Source organism: Rahnella rivi, from assembly GCF_019049655.1.
In the GTDB taxonomy this organism is placed as follows: Bacteria; Pseudomonadota; Gammaproteobacteria; order Enterobacterales; family Enterobacteriaceae; genus Rahnella; species Rahnella rivi.
Genome location: NZ_JAFMOX010000065.1, coordinates 232,506 through 249,741, shown reverse-complemented (window position 1 = coordinate 249,741; position 17,236 = coordinate 232,506). Strand labels below are relative to the sequence as shown.

15 protein-coding genes are annotated in these 17,236 nt (G+C 54.2%); 12 read left to right on the top strand and 3 right to left on the bottom strand.

Annotation, left to right across the window (positions count from 1 at the left end; genetic code table 11):
• Positions 1-199 precede the first annotated feature (199 nt).
• The 7 genes from J1779_RS20430 to glnB all read left to right on the top strand — a co-directional run bounded on the left by J1779_RS20430 (position 200) and on the right by glnB (position 8,089).
• Positions 200-565, top strand: coding sequence for a hypothetical protein (locus tag J1779_RS20430; RefSeq protein ID WP_056781661.1), 366 nt, complete (start codon positions 200-202; stop codon positions 563-565).
• Between the two features lie 225 nt (positions 566-790).
• The gene (mrdA, locus tag J1779_RS20425) at positions 791-2,737 is read left to right on the top strand and encodes a penicillin-binding protein 2 (protein WP_136375088.1); all 1,947 of its coding nucleotides are present in this window, start codon (positions 791-793) and stop codon (positions 2,735-2,737) included.
• 83 nt (positions 2,738-2,820) lie between these two features.
• Positions 2,821-3,444 carry a GGDEF domain-containing protein gene (locus J1779_RS20420; protein WP_056781332.1) on the top strand — a complete coding sequence of 208 codons (624 nt, stop codon included), beginning with the start codon at positions 2,821-2,823 and terminating at the stop codon, positions 3,442-3,444.
• 576 nt (positions 3,445-4,020) lie between these two features.
• Positions 4,021-5,457, top strand: coding sequence for a sensor histidine kinase (locus J1779_RS20415; RefSeq protein WP_056781659.1), 1,437 nt, complete (start codon positions 4,021-4,023; stop codon positions 5,455-5,457).
• Between the two features lie 31 nt (positions 5,458-5,488).
• On the top strand, positions 5,489-6,262 hold the full coding sequence (qseG, locus tag J1779_RS20410) for a two-component system QseEF-associated lipoprotein QseG (RefSeq protein ID WP_056781331.1): 774 nt from the start codon (positions 5,489-5,491) through the stop codon (positions 6,260-6,262).
• Positions 6,259-7,596 (top strand): two-component system response regulator GlrR, encoded by a 1,338-nt coding sequence (gene glrR / locus J1779_RS20405; protein WP_056781328.1) that lies wholly within the window; start codon positions 6,259-6,261, stop codon positions 7,594-7,596. Before qseG ends, glrR begins: the two co-directional genes overlap by 4 nt.
• A gap of 154 nt (positions 7,597-7,750) precedes the next feature.
• A complete protein-coding gene (gene glnB, locus J1779_RS20400; protein ID WP_013574351.1) occupies positions 7,751-8,089 on the top strand; it encodes a nitrogen regulatory protein P-II in 339 nt (112 codons plus the stop codon).
• A 72-nt stretch (positions 8,090-8,161) separates the two neighbouring features.
• Here glnB and hmpA read toward each other — a convergent pair whose 3' ends face one another.
• Positions 8,162-9,403 (bottom strand): NO-inducible flavohemoprotein, encoded by a 1,242-nt coding sequence (gene hmpA / locus J1779_RS20395; protein WP_217204627.1) that lies wholly within the window; start codon positions 9,401-9,403, stop codon positions 8,162-8,164.
• Positions 9,404-9,680: 277 nt separating this feature from the next.
• Between hmpA and glyA the strand changes: the two genes are divergently transcribed.
• Both glyA and J1779_RS20385 read left to right on the top strand, forming a co-directional pair.
• A complete protein-coding gene (gene glyA, locus J1779_RS20390; protein ID WP_056781325.1) occupies positions 9,681-10,934 on the top strand; it encodes a serine hydroxymethyltransferase in 1,254 nt (417 codons plus the stop codon).
• A 163-nt stretch (positions 10,935-11,097) separates the two neighbouring features.
• The gene (locus J1779_RS20385; RefSeq protein ID WP_056781322.1) at positions 11,098-12,252 is read left to right on the top strand and encodes a 3-phenylpropionate MFS transporter; all 1,155 of its coding nucleotides are present in this window, start codon (positions 11,098-11,100) and stop codon (positions 12,250-12,252) included.
• On the opposite strand, the gene csiE is transcribed toward J1779_RS20385, so the two are convergent.
• A complete protein-coding gene (csiE, locus tag J1779_RS20380; RefSeq protein WP_056781317.1) occupies positions 12,249-13,544 on the bottom strand; it encodes a stationary phase inducible protein CsiE in 1,296 nt (431 codons plus the stop codon). The genes J1779_RS20385 and csiE overlap by 4 nt on opposite strands.
• A 301-nt stretch (positions 13,545-13,845) precedes the next feature.
• On the opposite strand from csiE, the gene J1779_RS20375 reads away from it, so the two are divergent.
• A complete protein-coding gene (locus tag J1779_RS20375; RefSeq protein WP_235533492.1) occupies positions 13,846-14,397 on the top strand; it encodes a DUF1007 family protein in 552 nt (183 codons plus the stop codon).
• Complete coding sequence (locus J1779_RS20370) at positions 14,388-15,407, top strand: nickel/cobalt transporter (protein WP_217204626.1); 1,020 nt, start codon at positions 14,388-14,390, stop codon at positions 15,405-15,407. The genes J1779_RS20375 and J1779_RS20370 overlap by 10 nt, the downstream gene beginning before the upstream one ends.
• A gap of 66 nt (positions 15,408-15,473) precedes the next feature.
• Here J1779_RS20370 and suhB read toward each other — a convergent pair whose 3' ends face one another.
• Entirely contained in the window at positions 15,474-16,277 is an 804-nt protein-coding gene (gene suhB, locus J1779_RS20365; RefSeq protein ID WP_056781311.1) for an inositol-1-monophosphatase, read from the bottom strand.
• A 127-nt stretch (positions 16,278-16,404) separates the two neighbouring features.
• Between suhB and trmJ the strand changes: the two genes are divergently transcribed.
• On the top strand, positions 16,405-17,142 hold the full coding sequence (trmJ, locus tag J1779_RS20360; protein WP_056781309.1) for a tRNA (cytosine(32)/uridine(32)-2'-O)-methyltransferase TrmJ: 738 nt from the start codon (positions 16,405-16,407) through the stop codon (positions 17,140-17,142).
• Positions 17,143-17,236: the final 94 nt, after the last annotated feature.

Here is a 17,236-nt window from a genome sequence, read left to right as displayed (position 1 = left end):
GCAATCTGCGGATTATAAGCAGGATTTTTCTCAATGACTGTATAAAAAACGAGTGATCGGACGGGCCGTCATTCCAGACATTATTTTTAAGAAGTAATTTGGCTTAATACATTCAACTTGTGAGTATTTTTGGCAAGCCCTTCCCACCGGGCGGGCAAGTGATAGCATGGCGCTCTTACTCATTTTAGGGATTTTTCTGATGGTCAGGTTAGGAGGTTGTGTAGCGGTGATGTTGGCGCTGGCGTCATTTTCTGCATCGGCTGTTACGCAGTATCAATGTGTTTTAACGCATCATACCCAGGCAGAAGATGGCAGCGATGTGTCGGAAGTCGTCAATAAAAATGCAGCAGTTTATGATGCGGGCAATACGTTCAGTTTTTCGCCGGACGGCAGCAAGCTTATCACCAGCCCGGAACTGACCGATATTATCGGTAAGGATAATCAGCCGATGAAAGCGGGCGCTCAGGATAACCTGATGTATATCCACACAAAAGACAGCTTTGTGGTGGCGACACAAACCGAGGGTTACGTTTACGGCGATTGTAAGCTTAACACCGCCCGCTGACGGATGGCCTGTTTCGAGCCCTTGCCTTGTGTTAACTCGAAGTCGTCAGGCCATCATCGTGCAATATCCTTTTCGTTAATAAATAGAAACACTCCTGCTACTTCATTAGCACACTTCTTATAGTCGCCTGTTTCTCTACGGGCTATCCTTGCGCACTTTTCCAGACCCCACTCTTTTTCATTTCGCCCGCTTTAAGAAGCAGACAATAAAGGTATTTGCCCGCTTATGGCCTTACTTAACGACGAAATTCGCGACCACACCGCCGAGTCCGTCCTTTTCGTCCGCCGCGCCGTGATTGCTTTTATGGTCGTGTTTCTGTTGTCCGCCGTTCTGGTGCTGAATCTGTATCATTTACAGGTGGGGATGCACGATTTTTACCAGACCCGATCGAATCAGAATGACATTAAAATGTTGCCGATCGCGCCAAGCCGCGGGCTTATCATGGATCGCAATGGCGTCATCCTGGCGCAAAATATCACGTTATATCAGTTGCAGATGATCCCCGGAAAAGTCCCGGATTTACAGGCCACGCTGAACGCGCTTAAGCCGATTGTCGATCTGACGCAGGACGATCTCGACAGCTTTCATGATGCGATGATCCACGGGCGTCGCTTTGCACAAATCCCGCTAAAACTGGCGCTGACCGATATCGAAGTCGCCCGCTTCTCCGTCAACCAGTTCAAATTTCCCGGCGTCTCGATCAGCACCTATCAGCAGCGCCGCTATCCGTATGGCGCCGAACTGGCACACGTGGTCGGGTATGTGTCGAAAATTAATGATAAAGATGAAAAACGCCTCGACGCCGAAGGCTTGTCAGAAAACTACGCCGCAGATCATGATATTGGTAAGCAGGGCGTTGAAAAGTATTATGAAAATATTTTGCATGGCCGTACCGGTTATCAGGAAGTGGAAGTGGATAACCACGGGCATGTGGTGCGTTTGCTGAAAGAAGTGCCGCCACAGGCCGGGCAAAATATCTACCTGACGTTAGATCTCGACTTGCAGCAATACATCGAGAAAGTGCTGAAAGGCCAGCGGGCGGCGGTGGTGGTAATGGATCCGCGTGACGGCGGGATTAAGGCGATGGTATCCAGCCCGAGTTACGATCCGAATCCGTTCGTGAACGGCATCTCCAGCAAACAATACAGTGCACTGCTGAAAAACCCCGATCTGCCGCTGATTAACCGCGTGACCCAGGGGCTTTATCCACCGGCCTCGACGGTAAAACCTTTCATGGCGACCTCGGCGCTGTTTGAAGGCGTGATCACCCCGCAGACCACCTTCTTCGGTGCGCCGACCTGGACGCTGCCGGGTACCCAGCGCCATTACCGTGACTGGCTGAAAACCGGCCACGGGATGCTCAACGTCACCAAAGCTATCGAGGAATCAGCGGATACCTTCTTCTATCAGGTGGCGTTTGAAATGGGGATCGACCGTATTCATACCTGGCTGAGTAAATTCGGTTACGGTAAATCCACCGGCATAGATCTGGATGAGCAGTACAACGGCGTGCTGCCAAGCCGTGAATGGAAATTGAAGGTGCACAAGAAGGGCTGGTATCAGGGCGATACGGTTTCTGTGGGCATCGGGCAGGGCTACTGGGTGGCGACGCCTATTCAGATGGTGCGTGCATTAAGTGCGCTGGTGAATAACGGTAAGCTGGAGACGCCGCATCTGCTGTATTCGTCAAAAAGTGGCAAAGTGATTACGCCGTATAAGATGCCGCCGACGCAGCAAATTGCCGATCCGAAATCTCCGATCTGGGGGATCGTCAAAAACGGTATGTTCGGCATGGCGAATCTGCCAAACGGCACCGGCTACAAACTTTTCCATACCGCGCCTTATCAGATAGCGGCGAAATCCGGGACATCTCAGGTGTTCAGCCTGCGTGAGAACCAGACCTATAACGCCAAAATGACGCCGGTACGGTTGCGTGATCATATCTTCTACACCGCTTTTGCTCCGTACAAACATCCGTCCGTGGTGATGGCGCTGATCCTTGAAAACGGCGGCGGCGATGGCGTGATTGCCGGGCCGACGGCGCGTGCGATTCTGGATCATATCTTTATTCCGCAGCAGGCCACCCAGTGCGATCCGGCGAAAGCCGATAATCCGATAGACTGCGAACAGCCGGTGCCGGTCCCAAATTCGCTCGGTTTTAGTGAGCATTAATCGGATATTGCGTGTTATTTTTCACCCCATTTGCCCGCAAGACTGACTTTACGGACTTCTCTTAGTCTGCCGGTTGCCCGCTGGTGGTACCCAACGGCAGTTCACTCGGCACCTTGTGCCTGATTGACGTCAAGCCGCGCGATATGGACGCCGATGAGCGTCAGTTGCTGCGCGATTTAGCCAGAATGGCCGAGCAGGAAATCGGGGCGCTGCAGATGGCGACCATGGATGAACTGACGCTGGTGGCTAATCGTCGCGGCTTCGAAGCGCAGGCGCAGCAAACGCTGAATGCCTGTCAGCGTCTGGGATTACCCGCCACGATGCTCTTCTTCGATTTGAATGATTTTAAAGAGATTAACGATAAATTCGGGCACGCCGAAGGTGACCGCGCGCTGACCGTTTTCGCCGGCATTCTCAGCGGATTATTGCGCGAAACGGACGTGGTGGGGCGGCTCGGCGGGGATGAGTTTGTCGCGCTGCTCACCAACGTCAGCCATCTCGAAGCCACTGAAATCATGCATCGACTGCACGAAGCCGTGGTCGGATGGAATCTTCAGGAACAGCGCGGATACAACATTAAATTCAGCGTCGGGCAGATCGAATATAACCCGCATAAACATGACTCCGTTCACAGCCTGCTGGCGGACTCCGATCAGGCGATGTACAGCCATAAACAACTGAACAAGCGGGCTGCTTTCAATCATTAATGCGTCTGTGTCATAAAATGACGACAAACCGGTAAAGGCCTGTCGTCATTTAACGACATTTATACTGCTGTTTTTAAAGTGATTTAATTATCAGGCAGGTTTTTGTTGGGCAATGGCGACACTGTGACTGTTTTTTCAACGGCTTATTCGGGCTTTGCCCCGCGTAAATCACGTGCTGAAAAAATAAAACGTAGCCTATTCAATGCTATAAAAATGTTATTTTAATGTTGGCATGCATTGTGCTAGTATCCTGTCAGTTGCTCATTCACCTGATTATGATTGGCTCACGCGAAAGCGTTGATATGCTCATAATGCCCGAATGACGCCAAAGAAACGGTGCCTATCGTTCACCAGACCGATAATCGTTGCGCAAGCACGTTATCAAGCATCGAACGACACGTTGAGTGAGGCACCACCTCTTCCGGTTTGCTGAACGCCTGCAAAAGGCGTTCAGCAATACCTCCCTCTGAAAACTTCCTGTTTCACCCCTTTCGCGCTAAACCCCCTGTTGCTTTGCTGTCGCACTGGCTGTTCAAACCGTTGTCAGCTAGCATGGCGTCATCTGTTGAAAATGAGATGAATGCGTTGAAAAGAGGACGTTTATTCCCCGGCTCGTTACGTCAGCTGGTATTGATGGCTTTCCTGCTGGTGCTGCTGCCTTTACTGGTGCTGGCCTATCAGGCCTATGACAGCCTCGATCAGCTCAGCCGTCAGGCGGCCCGCATTAACCGCACCACGCTGAGCGACGCCCGCCGCAGCGAAGCGATGTCCAGCATCGCGCTGGAGATGGAGCGCAGTTACCGCCAGTATTGCGTCCTCGACGATCCCACTCTTTCCCGCCTTTATCAGAATCAACATAAACAATATTCCCAGATGCTGGATGCCCATGCTTCGGTGCTGCCGGATTTACGTTATTACCAGACGCTGCGTACTTTACTGACCCAGCTCACTACGCTGACCTGCCACAATAACGCCCCGGATGCCGACTCTTCTGCACGCCTGGAAAACTTCTCCCGCACGAATGCCGAAATGGTTCAGGCCACCCGTGAAGTGGTCTTTTCACGCGGCCAGCAGTTGCAGCGGGCTATCGCCGAACGTGGCCAGTTTTTCGGCTGGCAGGCGCTGGTTCTGTTCCTGCTTAGCGGTGCACTGGTGCTGCTGTTTACCCGCATGATCATCGGACCGGTTAAGGGCGTTGAGCGCATGATCAACCGGCTGGGTGAGGGGCGAAATCTGGGGGATGTCACACGCTTCAAAGGCCCGCGGGAAATCCGGTCACTGGTACAACGGATCGTCTGGCTGAGCGAGCGTCTGGCCTGGCTGGAGTCGCAGCGTCATGAATTCCTCCGCCACATTTCTCATGAGCTGAAAACGCCGCTCGCCAGTATGCGCGAAGGCACCGAACTGCTGGCCGATGAAGTCGCCGGGCCTTTAACGCCGGATCAAAAAGAAGTGGTGGCGATCCTCAATAACAGCAGCCGCCATTTGCAGACGTTGATCGAACAACTGCTCGATTACAACCGTAAACTGGCCGATGCACCGACGCTCAGCGTGGCGGTTGATCTTAATGCGCTGGTGGCCGACGTGGTCGCGGCAAACTCTCTTCCTGCGCGTGCGAAGAAAATTCGCAGCGAAGTCCACATCGATGCGCCACAGTGTCTGGCTGAGCCGACGTTGCTGCGTCGCGTGCTGGATAATCTCTACTCCAATGCGGTGCACTACGGGGCTGAATCCGGTACTATTTGGGTCCGCAGCAGGCCGGGAGAAGGGCGGGTGATTATCGAAGTGGCGAACTCCGGCGCGCCGATCCCCGATGCCGAACGTGCGATGATTTTTGAACCTTTTTATCAGGGTAGCCAGCAGAGAAAAGGGGCTGTAAAAGGCAGCGGTCTGGGATTAAGCATTGCTCAGGACTGTATTCGCCGCATGCATGGAGAGCTGCAACTGGTTGCCGTTGAGGATGCGGACGTCTGTTTCCGTATCGAATTGCCCCTGACGGCTGAGAAGAATTAATAATGATGATATTTGCTGGCTGGTGCGCCCTATGAGCGCATTAACCTCACTGTTGAAATGTGCCGCTGCGCGCGTGCGCAGCGTGCTGAGCCGCCGGATATTTTTACTCGGCGCGCCGCTGGTGCTGATGGGCTGTGTGCCGCATACCACCGATAACCGCTATTATCAGCAAGTCTCCGATCAGATCGTTCCGGAGAGTAAAGTCACCGATTTTCGTATTGCGCCCTGTGAAACCCTGTGGGCGCTGGACGATGATGATGCGCTGACCAATTCCCTTTACTGGCTGCGTGCGATGGATTGTGCCGATCGCATGAATGATGCGCAGGCGCGTTTTCAGGCGCAGCAGATCCCCGCCACCCGCTGGGATCAGGTCTTCAAACAAAGCATTCTGTTATCCGGTGCCGATCCGGATCAAACCCAGCGCCGCGCGTTATTAAATAAAGTCAGCCAGTATCGCGGGCAGATGCCTGGCTCGATCCGTCCGCTGGTGCAGTTGTGGCGTGAGCGCCAGAATCTGCAGGTGACGCTGGGGGATGAAAAAGCCCGCAATCTTCGCCAGCAGGCGGTCGGCCAGGAAAAACTTCAGGCGATGACCGCTCAGCAGCAGGTGCTGGAAGACAGCCTGGCGGATACGCGCCGTAAACTGGAGAACCTGACCGATATCGAACGTCAGCTCTCCTCGCGCAAACAAATTCAGGGTGATTTACCGGATAACGATCCTGCCACACCGGCAAAATCTAACGCTGACTCCTCTGTCAAACCGGCTGAAACCTACACGCCGCCAAAAGGGCTGAACGCAAAATGACGCTACGCAAAGCCGCCAGTTTATTGCTGGTTGATGACGATCCCAGCCTGTTAAAACTGCTGGGGATGCGCCTGACCAGCGAAGGTTTTCGTGTCACCACCGCGGAAAGCGGAGCTGAGGCGCTGCGCGTCCTGCACCGTGAACGTATTGATCTGGTGCTGAGCGATTTACGCATGGATGAAATGGACGGCATGGCGCTGTTCGCCGAGATCCAAAAATTTCAGCCGGGTATGCCGGTGATCATTCTCACCGCGCACGGCTCGATCCCCGATGCGGTCGCCGCCACTCAGCAGGGTGTCTTTGGATTCCTGACCAAACCGGTTGACCGCGATGCGTTGTATAAAGCCATTGATGAAGCGCTGGCGCAGTCCAGCCCGTCGGTTGACGAAAGCTGGCGCGAGGCAATCGTCACGCGCAGCCCGATCATGCTGCGTCTGCTCGAGCAGGCCAATATGGTCGCGCAGTCTGACGTCAGTGTGCTGATCAACGGCCAGAGCGGCACCGGTAAAGAAGTGCTGGCGCAGGCTATCCATGGTGCCAGCCCGCGCGCTAAGAAAGCCTTTATTGCCATAAACTGTGGCGCGCTGCCGGAGCAGTTGCTGGAATCAGAACTGTTTGGTCATGCCAAAGGGGCCTTTACCGGCGCGGTCAGCAGCCGTGAAGGGTTATTCCAGGCTGCCACCGGCGGGACATTATTTCTCGATGAAATCGGCGACATGCCGTTGTCATTGCAGGTGAAATTGCTGCGCGTGTTGCAGGAACGCAAAGTGCGTCCGCTCGGCAGTAATCACGATATTGACGTGGATGTGCGGATCATTTCCGCCACGCACCGGGATTTGCCGAAAGCGATGGAGAAGGGCGAGTTTCGCGAAGACTTGTTCTACCGGCTGAACGTTGTGGGGCTGAAATTACCGACGCTGAGTGAAAGGGCGGAGGATATCCCGCTGCTCGCCAACCATTTGCTGCGCATTTCTGCACTGCGGCACAAACCTTTTGTGCGCAGTTTTTCCACCGATGCGCTCAAAGGCCTGATGGCGGCCAGTTGGCCGGGCAATGTGCGTCAGCTGGTCAACGTGATCGAACAATGCGTGGCGCTGACCTCGGCGCCGGTGATCAGTGAAGCGCTGGTCCGGCAGGCACTGGAAGGTGAGAACACCGCGCTGCCCACCTTTGCGGATGCGCGTAACCAGTTCGAACTGAATTATCTGCGTAAGCTTTTGCAAATCACGAAAGGCAACGTCACTCAGGCGGCACGCATTGCCGGACGTAACCGCACCGAGTTTTATAAGTTGCTGTCCCGCCACGAGCTGGAAGCCACCGATTTTAAAGAGTAACGGGAATTTACTTTCAGAGGCTTGAGGTACATTCCTGCCGCTGAACTATGATACCTTTAGCGCCTTCGCGTGCCGCGCGCACCCGAAGCCAGACTGTGAACCATGCTGCCGCTCAGGAAGGCGGAGAGCAAACGAATGATTATAAGGGTCCGCCATGAAAAAGATTGATGCGATTATCAAGCCATTCAAACTCGACGACGTCCGTGAAGCGCTGGCAGAAGTCGGGATTACCGGGATGACCGTGACCGAAGTGAAAGGGTTTGGCCGTCAGAAAGGTCACACCGAGCTGTACCGTGGTGCGGAATACATGGTCGATTTCCTGCCAAAAGTAAAAATAGAAATTGTCGTGGCGGATGACATCGTGGATACCTGCGTGGAAACCATCATGACCACTGCGCAGACCGGTAAAATCGGCGACGGTAAAATCTTTGTGTTCGACGTGGCGCGCGTCGTGCGTATCCGTACCGGCGAGCAGGACGAAGAAGCCATTTAATTCCCGGTTGCGGCGAAAAAACGAAAAAGGCTGATATTTCATCAGCCTTTTTGCATTTCTGGTCTTTCTGCTTTAAATCACTTTATGCGGGCCAAAGCATTCGTAATGAATGTTGGCTTCACGGATGTTCAACGCCAGCAACTGTTTCGCCGCAAACTGCATAAACCCGACCGGGCCGCACAGGTAGAAATGCATCGCCGGATCGCTCAGCTGTGTACTGACGCTGCTCAGATTCATCAGCCCTTCATACTGATAATCCTCACCCGGTAAATCATTCGCCTGTGGCTGGTTATACCAGACGTGGCTTTCCAGCTGCGACAGGTTTTTCTGTGCGTCTTTTACCTCTGAGGCAAACGCATGTACCGCACCGTTTTCAGCCGCGTGCAGCCACTGCACCGGCGCGTGATGTCCGCGCGCTGCCAGCGTATTGAGCATGCCTAACATCGGCGTCTGACCGACACCGGCAGAAATCAGCGCAACCGGCGTGGTATCGCTGATATCCATAAAGAAATCGCCGTGCGGGGCCGCCAGATGGATGATGTCGCCCGGCAGCGCAAAATTATGCAGGAAGTTAGACACGGCGCCTTCCCCTTCACGTTTCACCGCAATCCGGTAGGTTTTGCCGTTCGGTGCCTGCGTCAGGGAATACTGACGGATTTCCTGATTTTCCAGTGACGCGTCGCGGATATACACCGCCAGATACTGCCCCGGCTGAAAGTCAGCGACCAGTTTGCCATCGACAGGTTCGAGCAGGAAGGACGTGATCAGTTCGCTCTGCGGCTGTTTTTCGGCGATGCGGAATTCACGCGTGCCGCGCCAGCCACCGGTTTTTTCTGCGCTGTCCTGATAAATCTCCGCTTCACGGTTGATAAACACGTTCGCCAGCACGCCATAGGCTTTGCCCCAGGCATCCAGCACTTCCTGACCCGGACTGAACATTTCATCCAGCGTTGCCAGCAGGTGTGCGCCGACAATGTTGTATTGCTCAGGCTGAATGGTGAAACTGGTGTGTTTTTGCGCGATGCGTTCCACCGCGGGCAGCAGCGCCGCCAGATTTTCGATATTGGCTGCGTAAGCGCAGATGGCATCAAACAGCGCCTGACGCTGATCGCCGTTGCGCTGGTTACTCATATTGAAGATGTCTTTGAGTTCGGGATTGTGTTCGAACATGCGGTCGTAGAAGTGTGCGGTCAGTTTCGGGCCGGTTGCCGCCAGTAATGGAATAGTGGATTTAACGGTCGCGATAGTGGCTGAATCAAGCATAGTGAACTCCGTGTCTTCGTCGATTTTATTAAACATGTATTTTAAATGCATCTTATATAAACCCACAATTTTTGTAAACACCCACTAAAGGGGTAAGGGCTTTACGTCAGGTGCCCAGGTCACAAAGCTGAAATATAGACATGTTCAGATGAATATTTATCCCTTGATTCCGGGCAGGAGTTCTTAGATCAAAGCCTTGCTGTATCTGGAGCCAATCGTTTGCCTAAAAACCTTAAACTGACCCTATCCGAAGGCCGCTTAAACATTTACACTGTGGCGCAGAACCCCGAGGGGCGTTTATTTTAGTTTGTTGAGTCAGGAGATGCGGATGTTAAAGCGTGAAATGAACATTGCCGATTATGATGCTGAGCTGTGGGCAGCAATGGAAAAAGAAGTTGTTCGTCAGGAAGAACATATCGAGCTGATTGCGTCAGAAAACTACACCAGCCCGCGTGTCATGCAGGCTCAGGGTTCGCAACTGACCAACAAATATGCCGAAGGCTACCCGGGCAAACGTTATTACGGTGGTTGTGAGTACGTCGACATCGTTGAACAACTGGCTATCGACCGTGCAAAAGAATTGTTCGGTGCAGATTTCGCCAACGTTCAGCCACATTCCGGCTCACAGGCAAACTTCGCGGTGTATACCGCACTGCTGCAACCGGGCGACACCATTCTGGGGATGAACCTCGGCCATGGCGGTCACCTGACTCACGGTTCACCGGTTAACCTGTCCGGTAAACTGTACAACGTGGTGCCTTACGGTATCGACGAAAGCGGCGACATCGATTATGACGACGTAAAACGTCAGGCCGAACTGCACAAACCAAAAATGATCATCGGCGGCTTCTCAGCCTTCTCCGGTATCGTTGACTGGGCAAAAATGCGTGAAATCGCAGACAGCGTGGGCGCATACTTCTTCGTTGATATGGCACACGTTGCCGGTCTGATTGCGGCGGGCGTTTACCCTAACCCGGTTCCACACGCGCACATCGTCACCACCACCACGCACAAAACGCTGGCTGGCCCACGCGGCGGTCTGATTCTGGCGAAAGGCGGCGACGAAGAGTTCTACAAAAAACTGAACTCCGCAGTATTCCCTGGTGGCCAGGGCGGCCCGCTGATGCACGTGATTGCCGGTAAAGCGGTCGCACTGAAAGAAGCGATGGAACCTGAGTTTAAAGTTTACCAGCAGCAAGTGGCTAAAAATGCCCAGGCGATGGTGGCTGTGGTTCTGGAACGCGGCTATAAAGTGGTGTCCGGCGGCACGCACAATCACCTGTTCCTGATGGATCTGGTTGAGAAAAACCTGACCGGTAAAGAAGCCGATGCTGCACTGGGTCGCGCTAACATCACCGTGAACAAAAACAGCGTACCTAACGATCCGAAGAGCCCGTTTGTGACTTCTGGCGTGCGTATCGGTACTCCGGCAATTACCCGTCGCGGCTTTAAAGAAGCTGAAGCGCGTGAACTGGCTGGCTGGATCTGTGACGTGCTGGACAACGTGAACGACGAAGCCACTATCGAACGCGTGAAAAACAAAGTCCTTGATATCTGCGCACGCTTCCCGGTTTACGCGTAATATTCGTGAAGCCGTAAAGCTGCTAAAACCCGCTCCGGCGGGTTTTTTTATACCTATGAATCAGAATTTGTGAGCTGGCAGACATTCTTTTGTGATGAAGAGGTTTGCGGATTGCTAGCGATTGTGAGCTCTGTCAAAGTATTGGCCTCACACCGGAGGATCTATGGAATTGCGTTCCACACGCTGGCTGGCACTCAGTTATTTCACCTATTTTTTCAGTTACGGTATTTTTCTTCCCTTCTGGGGTTTGTGGCTCAAGGGCGAGGGCATTTCATCCGAAAATATTGGCCTGCTGCTCGGCGCCGGGTTAGTGGCGCGATTCCTTGGCACGCTGATCATCTCCCCCTCAATTAAAGATCCCTCTCATCTGGTCACCGGGCTGCGCATTCTGGCGCTGCTTACGCTGGCGTTCGCGGTTGGCTTCTGGTTTGGCAATGGCTGGGCGTGGCTGATGATCAACATCGCCGGTTTCAGTCTGTTCTTTGGCCCGCTGGTACCGCTGACCGATGCGATGGCGGGCACACTGCAACGTCAGATCAATATGGATTACGGCAAGGTACGCGTCTGGGGTTCCATTGCGTTTGTGATTGGTTCAGCGCTGACCGGCAAGCTGGTTGAAGTGTACGGTCATAACGCGATCCTCTACACACTGACCGCAGGTGTGGCGGCCATGCTGCTGGGAATGTTGCTGCGTCCGAGTGTGAAACCGGTGGGCGAACCGCGTCAAAGCGGTGCACCGACCATCTCCTGGAAAGCGTTGCTGGGCGAAAAGCCGGTGTGGCGCTTCCTGCTGTGCGTCACGCTGTTGCAGGGCGCTCATGCGGCGTACTACGGTTTCAGCGCCATTTACTGGCAGGATGTCGGGTATTCTTCCACGACCATTGGTTATCTCTGGTCGCTGGGGGTGGTGGCGGAAGTGCTGGTCTTTACCTTCAGCAAACAGCTGTTCAGCCGCTGGTCGGCGCGTGATTTACTGCTGCTTTCCGCCGTCTGTGGCGTGGTGCGCTGGGCAATGATGGGGGCGTTCACCGCGCTGCCGTGGCTTATCGTGGTTCAGATCTTGCACTGCGGCACCTTCACGGTGTGTCATCTGGCGGGCATGCGCTTTATCGCGGCGCGTCCGCGTGATCAGGTCATTCGCCTGCAATCGGTGTATTCCGCACTGGCGATGGGGGGCGGCGTGGCGGTGATGACCATGGTGTCCGGCTTCCTGTTCGAACATCTCCACGCGGGCCTGTTCTGGGTGATGGCACTGCTGGCGGTACCGGCGATTTTCCTGCGTCCGCAGGTCGCGCCGTCAGCACCGGCAACGCGCTAAGGCGCTTCGAGCAGCGAGCGGATACGTTTTCGCTGCTCTTTCGCCAGTGGCAGTTGGGTGTGGATCACCAGCGGATCGGCATCGGTGCTGCGGGTGGCGTAGGGGGTGACAATCATCGCCACGCCGCTCGGCGCACCAAATTTGTAGAAATCCGTCAGCGTCTGATATTTGATGTTCAGCGGCAGCAGCGTTGCTTCACGGATTTGCTGCTCAACCGCTTCTTCCAGCTGCGGATTGTCGTGGGTCAGCAGCAGAATTTGTTTTTCCTGCAAGGCATTTCCCTGCATCAGCCATGCGCCGAACGTGATCGCCACCAGCCCGATTTCATCTTCGGAAAGCTGGATCAGATATTCGTGCTCAAAGCCTTCCAGCGCTTCGCGCGTTGTCCGCACCAGGCGCGGATACATGCGGTTCACTTCTTCCTGCATTAAATTGTCGATACCAATGCCGAAATGACAGCGTTCGATCGCCGGGCCGAGATGCGCGAACAGCTGACCAACCAGCCCTTCGTAGCTGCTGAATTTCATGCCGGCGACTTCCTGAAAACGCCCCACCAGACTTTCGATGTGCAGCAGTAAACGCTGGTCTTCGGTAGAGCCTGAGCTCTGATAACTGTGAGTTTTCAACATCCGCAACATCAGCGTGAAAAATTCGCACTCACCGTCATCCAGCAGACCGTTACTCAGCGTTTGCAGCTGCATAAACAGCTCGCGCGCTGCCGTGTATTCGGCTTTCTCACGCAACCACCGGCGCTGTTGTTCGGTGAAACGCAGTCCGGAGGAGGGGGCGTTTTTCCATGCGCCGTTCTGCCATAAACAATATTGAAGGCAGATGCGCATCAGCTTGCCGTCGTGCTCGCTCAGCCCTTTTGGCAGCAGCGAGGAGCAGTCTTCAATCATCATTCCCAGAATGTCAGTCCTTAGCGCCGCCTTCGGGCAGGGCTGACTTTCGAAAGCAATGTGTAACCAGGGAAGAAAATAGCGGGGCACGAAATCGGGGGAAATACGTAATGTACGGCGCAAACCGTGAAACAAACATAAGCGCTGGGCAAGCGTATCGCCTTCAATGCGGCACTCTTTTTCACTGTATTGCATGACATCCAGATGATGGATCCGCTGAATTTCGCAGGTCACTTCTGCCAGATCGTCCCAGGTGGTGCGCAGATCAACACGGTTGATTTCACTGATGATTTCCAGTTGCACAGCCGTCAGCGGCGCGTACAGCATCAGCAACACGTGGCAGCGACGTTGCGAAGCGGAAAGCGCAGGAGTGGGTTGTGTTTCCAGAGTCATATCACCTTCTGTAATGGTGCCACATGAAATTATTAGTCAAGCATAGCAAACCGCCTGCCCGCGGCAGGGCATGGCTGGCGGGTTTTACTCCGGCTTACAACTCAGATCACAGATATTTTTGACGACCGCCTAAATGCACAGCAAAATACTGTTACTTAGTAACAATATAATGGCGCCTGATATGGAAATGACGTTACACCAGGCCCGGAACCGGCCTTTCTCCCGTTATGCCAAATGGCTGGGCACTGCGCTGTTCTGCCTGCCCGCAACGGTGCTGGCGCACCCGCACAGTTTTATCGATATGCAGACGACGCTGGTGGCGAATGAAACCTCGCTGACCGGGCTGAAAATGGTCTGGACGATGGATGAAATCACCTCAGCAGATTTGCTGTATGACGCGCAGAACGCTAAACCGGGGTCCGATATCTGGAAGAAACTCGCCGCCGAAGTGATGGCGCGGGTGCTCAGCCAGCACTATTTCACCAATTTCTATCGTGAAGGAAAACCGGTGAAATATCTGGATTTACCCAGCGAATATCAGCTTTCCCGCAAGGGCGATCAGGCGGTGCTGGAATTCGTTCTGCCGCTGGCAAAACCGCAACTGCTGGAGGGCAAACCTATGGAGTTTTCAACGTTCGATCCCTCGTACTTTGTCGATATGACCTATAAAGACAACGCTGCGCTGCGTCTGCCGCCGTCGCTTGAAAAGCGCTGCACGCTGGCGCTGTTTACACCGAAACCGGATGCTTCACTGCAAAACTACGCGCTGTCTCTCGATAAGGCCGATGCCCCGCCGGAAGATATGGATCTCGGGCAGCAATTTGCACAAAAGGTCACGCTGGAATGTCATTAATCTCAACGCCGTCGAAAACTCTCTCATGGCGTGATCTCTGGCCGCTGGCCATTTTCCTCATTTTGCTGGCGGGCGGCGGTGTGCTGCTGATGCACTACTGGCCGCGTATTTTGCTGAGCAGCATTATCTGGCAGCGGGAACTGCATCAGGAACTGGCCGGTCTGCTGCGTCAGGTGAAAGAAAATCCGATGCAGTCGGGCATGACGCTGGCAGGCTTCAGCCTTGTTTACGGGGTGATCCACGCCATCGGACCGGGGCATGGGAAAATCGTCATCACCACTTATCTGGCGACGCACCCCTCACGGCTGAAAAGCAGCCTGAAACTGACTTTTGCGTCGGCGATCGTGCAGGGGCTGGTGGCAATTTTGCTGGTCAGCGTAGTGCTTGGCGTGCTGCAACTCTCTTCACGTCAGCTGCATCAGAGCAGTTTCTGGATGGAGCGGGGGAGCTTTATTCTGGTGATGCTGCTGGGTCTTTTGCTCTGCTGGCGCGCACTAAAACGCGTGTGGCAGACGATTAAAAGTTTGCGCCCGGCACCGGCGATGCACATCCGCCGTCTTTCGCCGCTGGGAAACGAAGCGCACATTCATGATGAGCATTGCGGTTGCGGGCATCAGCACGTCCCCAGCGATCAGCAGCTTCAGGCCGGCGGAGATTTACGCACGCAGGTGGCCATTGTACTGGCGATGGGACTGCGGCCCTGTTCCGGCGCGATCATGGTGTTGCTGTTCGCGAAAGTCATCGGTGTTTACAGCTGGGGCGTGATCTCGGCGATCACCATGGCTGTCGGAACGTCCCTGACCGTATCGCTTATCGGCGTGCTGGTGTTTTACAGCCGTGCGCTGGCCGTAAAACTGAGCGCCACCCGGACGCCTGCGGCCTGGCAGCGGATCACCTGGTCGCTGCTGGCGCTGACCGGCGGGATTGTGCTGCTGGTGGCGGGTATGTTGCTCTACAGCTCCGGTGGCGGCGATGTCTCCCCGATAACCGGTGGTCCCTTCAGGGGGTAAACGGCAGGCATAAAAAAACGGACGCCCGATGGGACGTCCGTTTTTTTTAACTGACCGGCAGCGGAATTAACGCTTCAGCGCTTCGCTCAGTTCTTCACGCATGGTATTGAGAATACCTTTAACAACGCGCGGGTTACCGGCAACGATGTTGCCAGAAGAGTAATGGTTGTGTCCGCCAACGAAGTCAGTGACCACGCCGCCTGATTCACGCACCAGCAGTTCGCCACCGGCGAAATCCCAAGGCTTCAGGGCAATTTCAAAGAAACCGTCAACGCGACCAGCGGCCACATACGCCAGATCCAGCGCAGCAGAACCGGTGCGACGGAAATCTGCGCACTCAGTGAACAGTTTGCCAATCACATTGATGTAGCTGTTTGCGTGTTGTTTTGCTTTGAACGGGAAGCCGGTCGCCAGAATGGTGCCGTCGAGATCTTTCGCGTTAGTGCCGCGCAGACGGTAACCGTTCAGCTGTGCGCCCTGACCACGGGTCGCGGTGAACAGTTCGTTACGCATTGGATCGTAAACTACCGCAACTTCAGTGCGGCCTTTGATGCGCACGGCGATAGAAACAGCGAAATGTGGGAAGCGTTTAACGAAGTTGGTGGTGCCATCCAGCGGGTCGATAATCCATTGTACATCTTTGTCTTCGCCTTCCAGCTCGCCACACTCTTCACTGATGATGGTGTGTTTTGGATAGGATTTGCGAATGACGTCGATAATCATGTGTTCTGCTTCGCGGTCTACATTGGTAACAAAATCATTGGTACCTTTTTGAGTCGCTTCTACAGAATCTGGCGTTTCGTAATGTTTGGCAATCAGGTTACCGGCCTTGCGCGCAGCGCGCACGGCGATGGTGAGCATCGGATGCATGGATATCTTCCAACTAGGATGTTAAAGAACGGGAATACGGGAAACGGCGCGCAGTATAGCAGGGGTTCTGAAAATTAACTACCGTTGTGATAGGCTGTTGTGATTTTCCGCCACGCTCAGAGTTTGTATGCTGCCCAATATCCGTATTGTATTAGTTGAAACCTCCCACACCGGCAATATGGGCTCTACCGCCCGTGCCATGAAAACCATGGGATTATCCAGCCTTTATCTGGTGAATCCGCTGGTGAAACCTGACTCTCAGGCCATCTCGTTGTCTGCCGGTGCCAGTGACGTGATCGGTAACGCCAGGATCGTTGATACGCTGGACGAAGCCCTGGCGGGTTGCAGTCTGGTGATCGGCACCAGTGCGCGTTCGCGTACGCTGCCGTGGCCGATGCTGGATCCGCGTGAATGCGGCGAGCACAGCGCGGCTGCGGCACAAACCGCACCGGTCGCACTGGTGTTTGGCCGTGAGCGCGTGGGGCTGACCAACGAAGAACTGCAAAAGTGTAATTACCATGTCTGCATCCCGGCGAATCCGGAATACAGCTCACTGAATCTGGCCATGGCCGTGCAGATTATTGCCTATGAAGTTCGCGTCGCGCACCTCGCCTTGCTGGAAGCCGCCAAACCGCAGGTGGAATACGAAGAGTCACCGTATCCGCTGGTAGATGACCTCGAGCGTTTCTATCAGCATCTGGAACATACGCTGCTGGAAACTGGCTTTATTCGCCAGGCACATCCGGGGCAGGTGATGAGTAAATTACGTCGATTATTCACCCGTGCGCGCCCCGAATCTCAGGAATTAAACATCCTGCGCGGCATCCTGACGTCGATTGAAAAGACTAAGAACGACAAAGAATAAGCCATTCAGGCTGATAATAAAGACGACTTTATGTTTATTTATCAGCCTGTTAATCCCTTCTCTTACCCTCCGCTCTGACCGCTCTATAATACTT

Coding starts and splice junctions, on each gene's coding strand:
- J1779_RS20430 (WP_056781661.1), top strand. CDS start 200: ATGGTCAGGTTAGGAGGTTGTGTAGCGGTGATGTTGGCGCTGGCGTCA.
- mrdA (WP_136375088.1), top strand. CDS start 791: ATGGCCTTACTTAACGACGAAATTCGCGACCACACCGCCGAGTCCGTC.
- J1779_RS20415 (WP_056781659.1), top strand. CDS start 4,021: ATGAATGCGTTGAAAAGAGGACGTTTATTCCCCGGCTCGTTACGTCAG.
- qseG (WP_056781331.1), top strand. CDS start 5,489: ATGAGCGCATTAACCTCACTGTTGAAATGTGCCGCTGCGCGCGTGCGC.
- glrR (WP_056781328.1), top strand. CDS start 6,259: ATGACGCTACGCAAAGCCGCCAGTTTATTGCTGGTTGATGACGATCCC.
- glnB (WP_013574351.1), top strand. CDS start 7,751: ATGAAAAAGATTGATGCGATTATCAAGCCATTCAAACTCGACGACGTC.
- hmpA (WP_217204627.1), bottom strand. CDS start 9,403: ATGCATTTAAAATACATGTTTAATAAAATCGACGAAGACACGGAGTTC.
- glyA (WP_056781325.1), top strand. CDS start 9,681: ATGTTAAAGCGTGAAATGAACATTGCCGATTATGATGCTGAGCTGTGG.
- J1779_RS20385 (WP_056781322.1), top strand. CDS start 11,098: ATGGAATTGCGTTCCACACGCTGGCTGGCACTCAGTTATTTCACCTAT.
- csiE (WP_056781317.1), bottom strand. CDS start 13,544: ATGACTCTGGAAACACAACCCACTCCTGCGCTTTCCGCTTCGCAACGT.
- J1779_RS20375 (WP_235533492.1), top strand. CDS start 13,846: ATGCAGACGACGCTGGTGGCGAATGAAACCTCGCTGACCGGGCTGAAA.
- J1779_RS20370 (WP_217204626.1), top strand. CDS start 14,388: ATGTCATTAATCTCAACGCCGTCGAAAACTCTCTCATGGCGTGATCTC.
- suhB (WP_056781311.1), bottom strand. CDS start 16,277: ATGCATCCGATGCTCACCATCGCCGTGCGCGCTGCGCGCAAGGCCGGT.
- trmJ (WP_056781309.1), top strand. CDS start 16,405: ATGCTGCCCAATATCCGTATTGTATTAGTTGAAACCTCCCACACCGGC.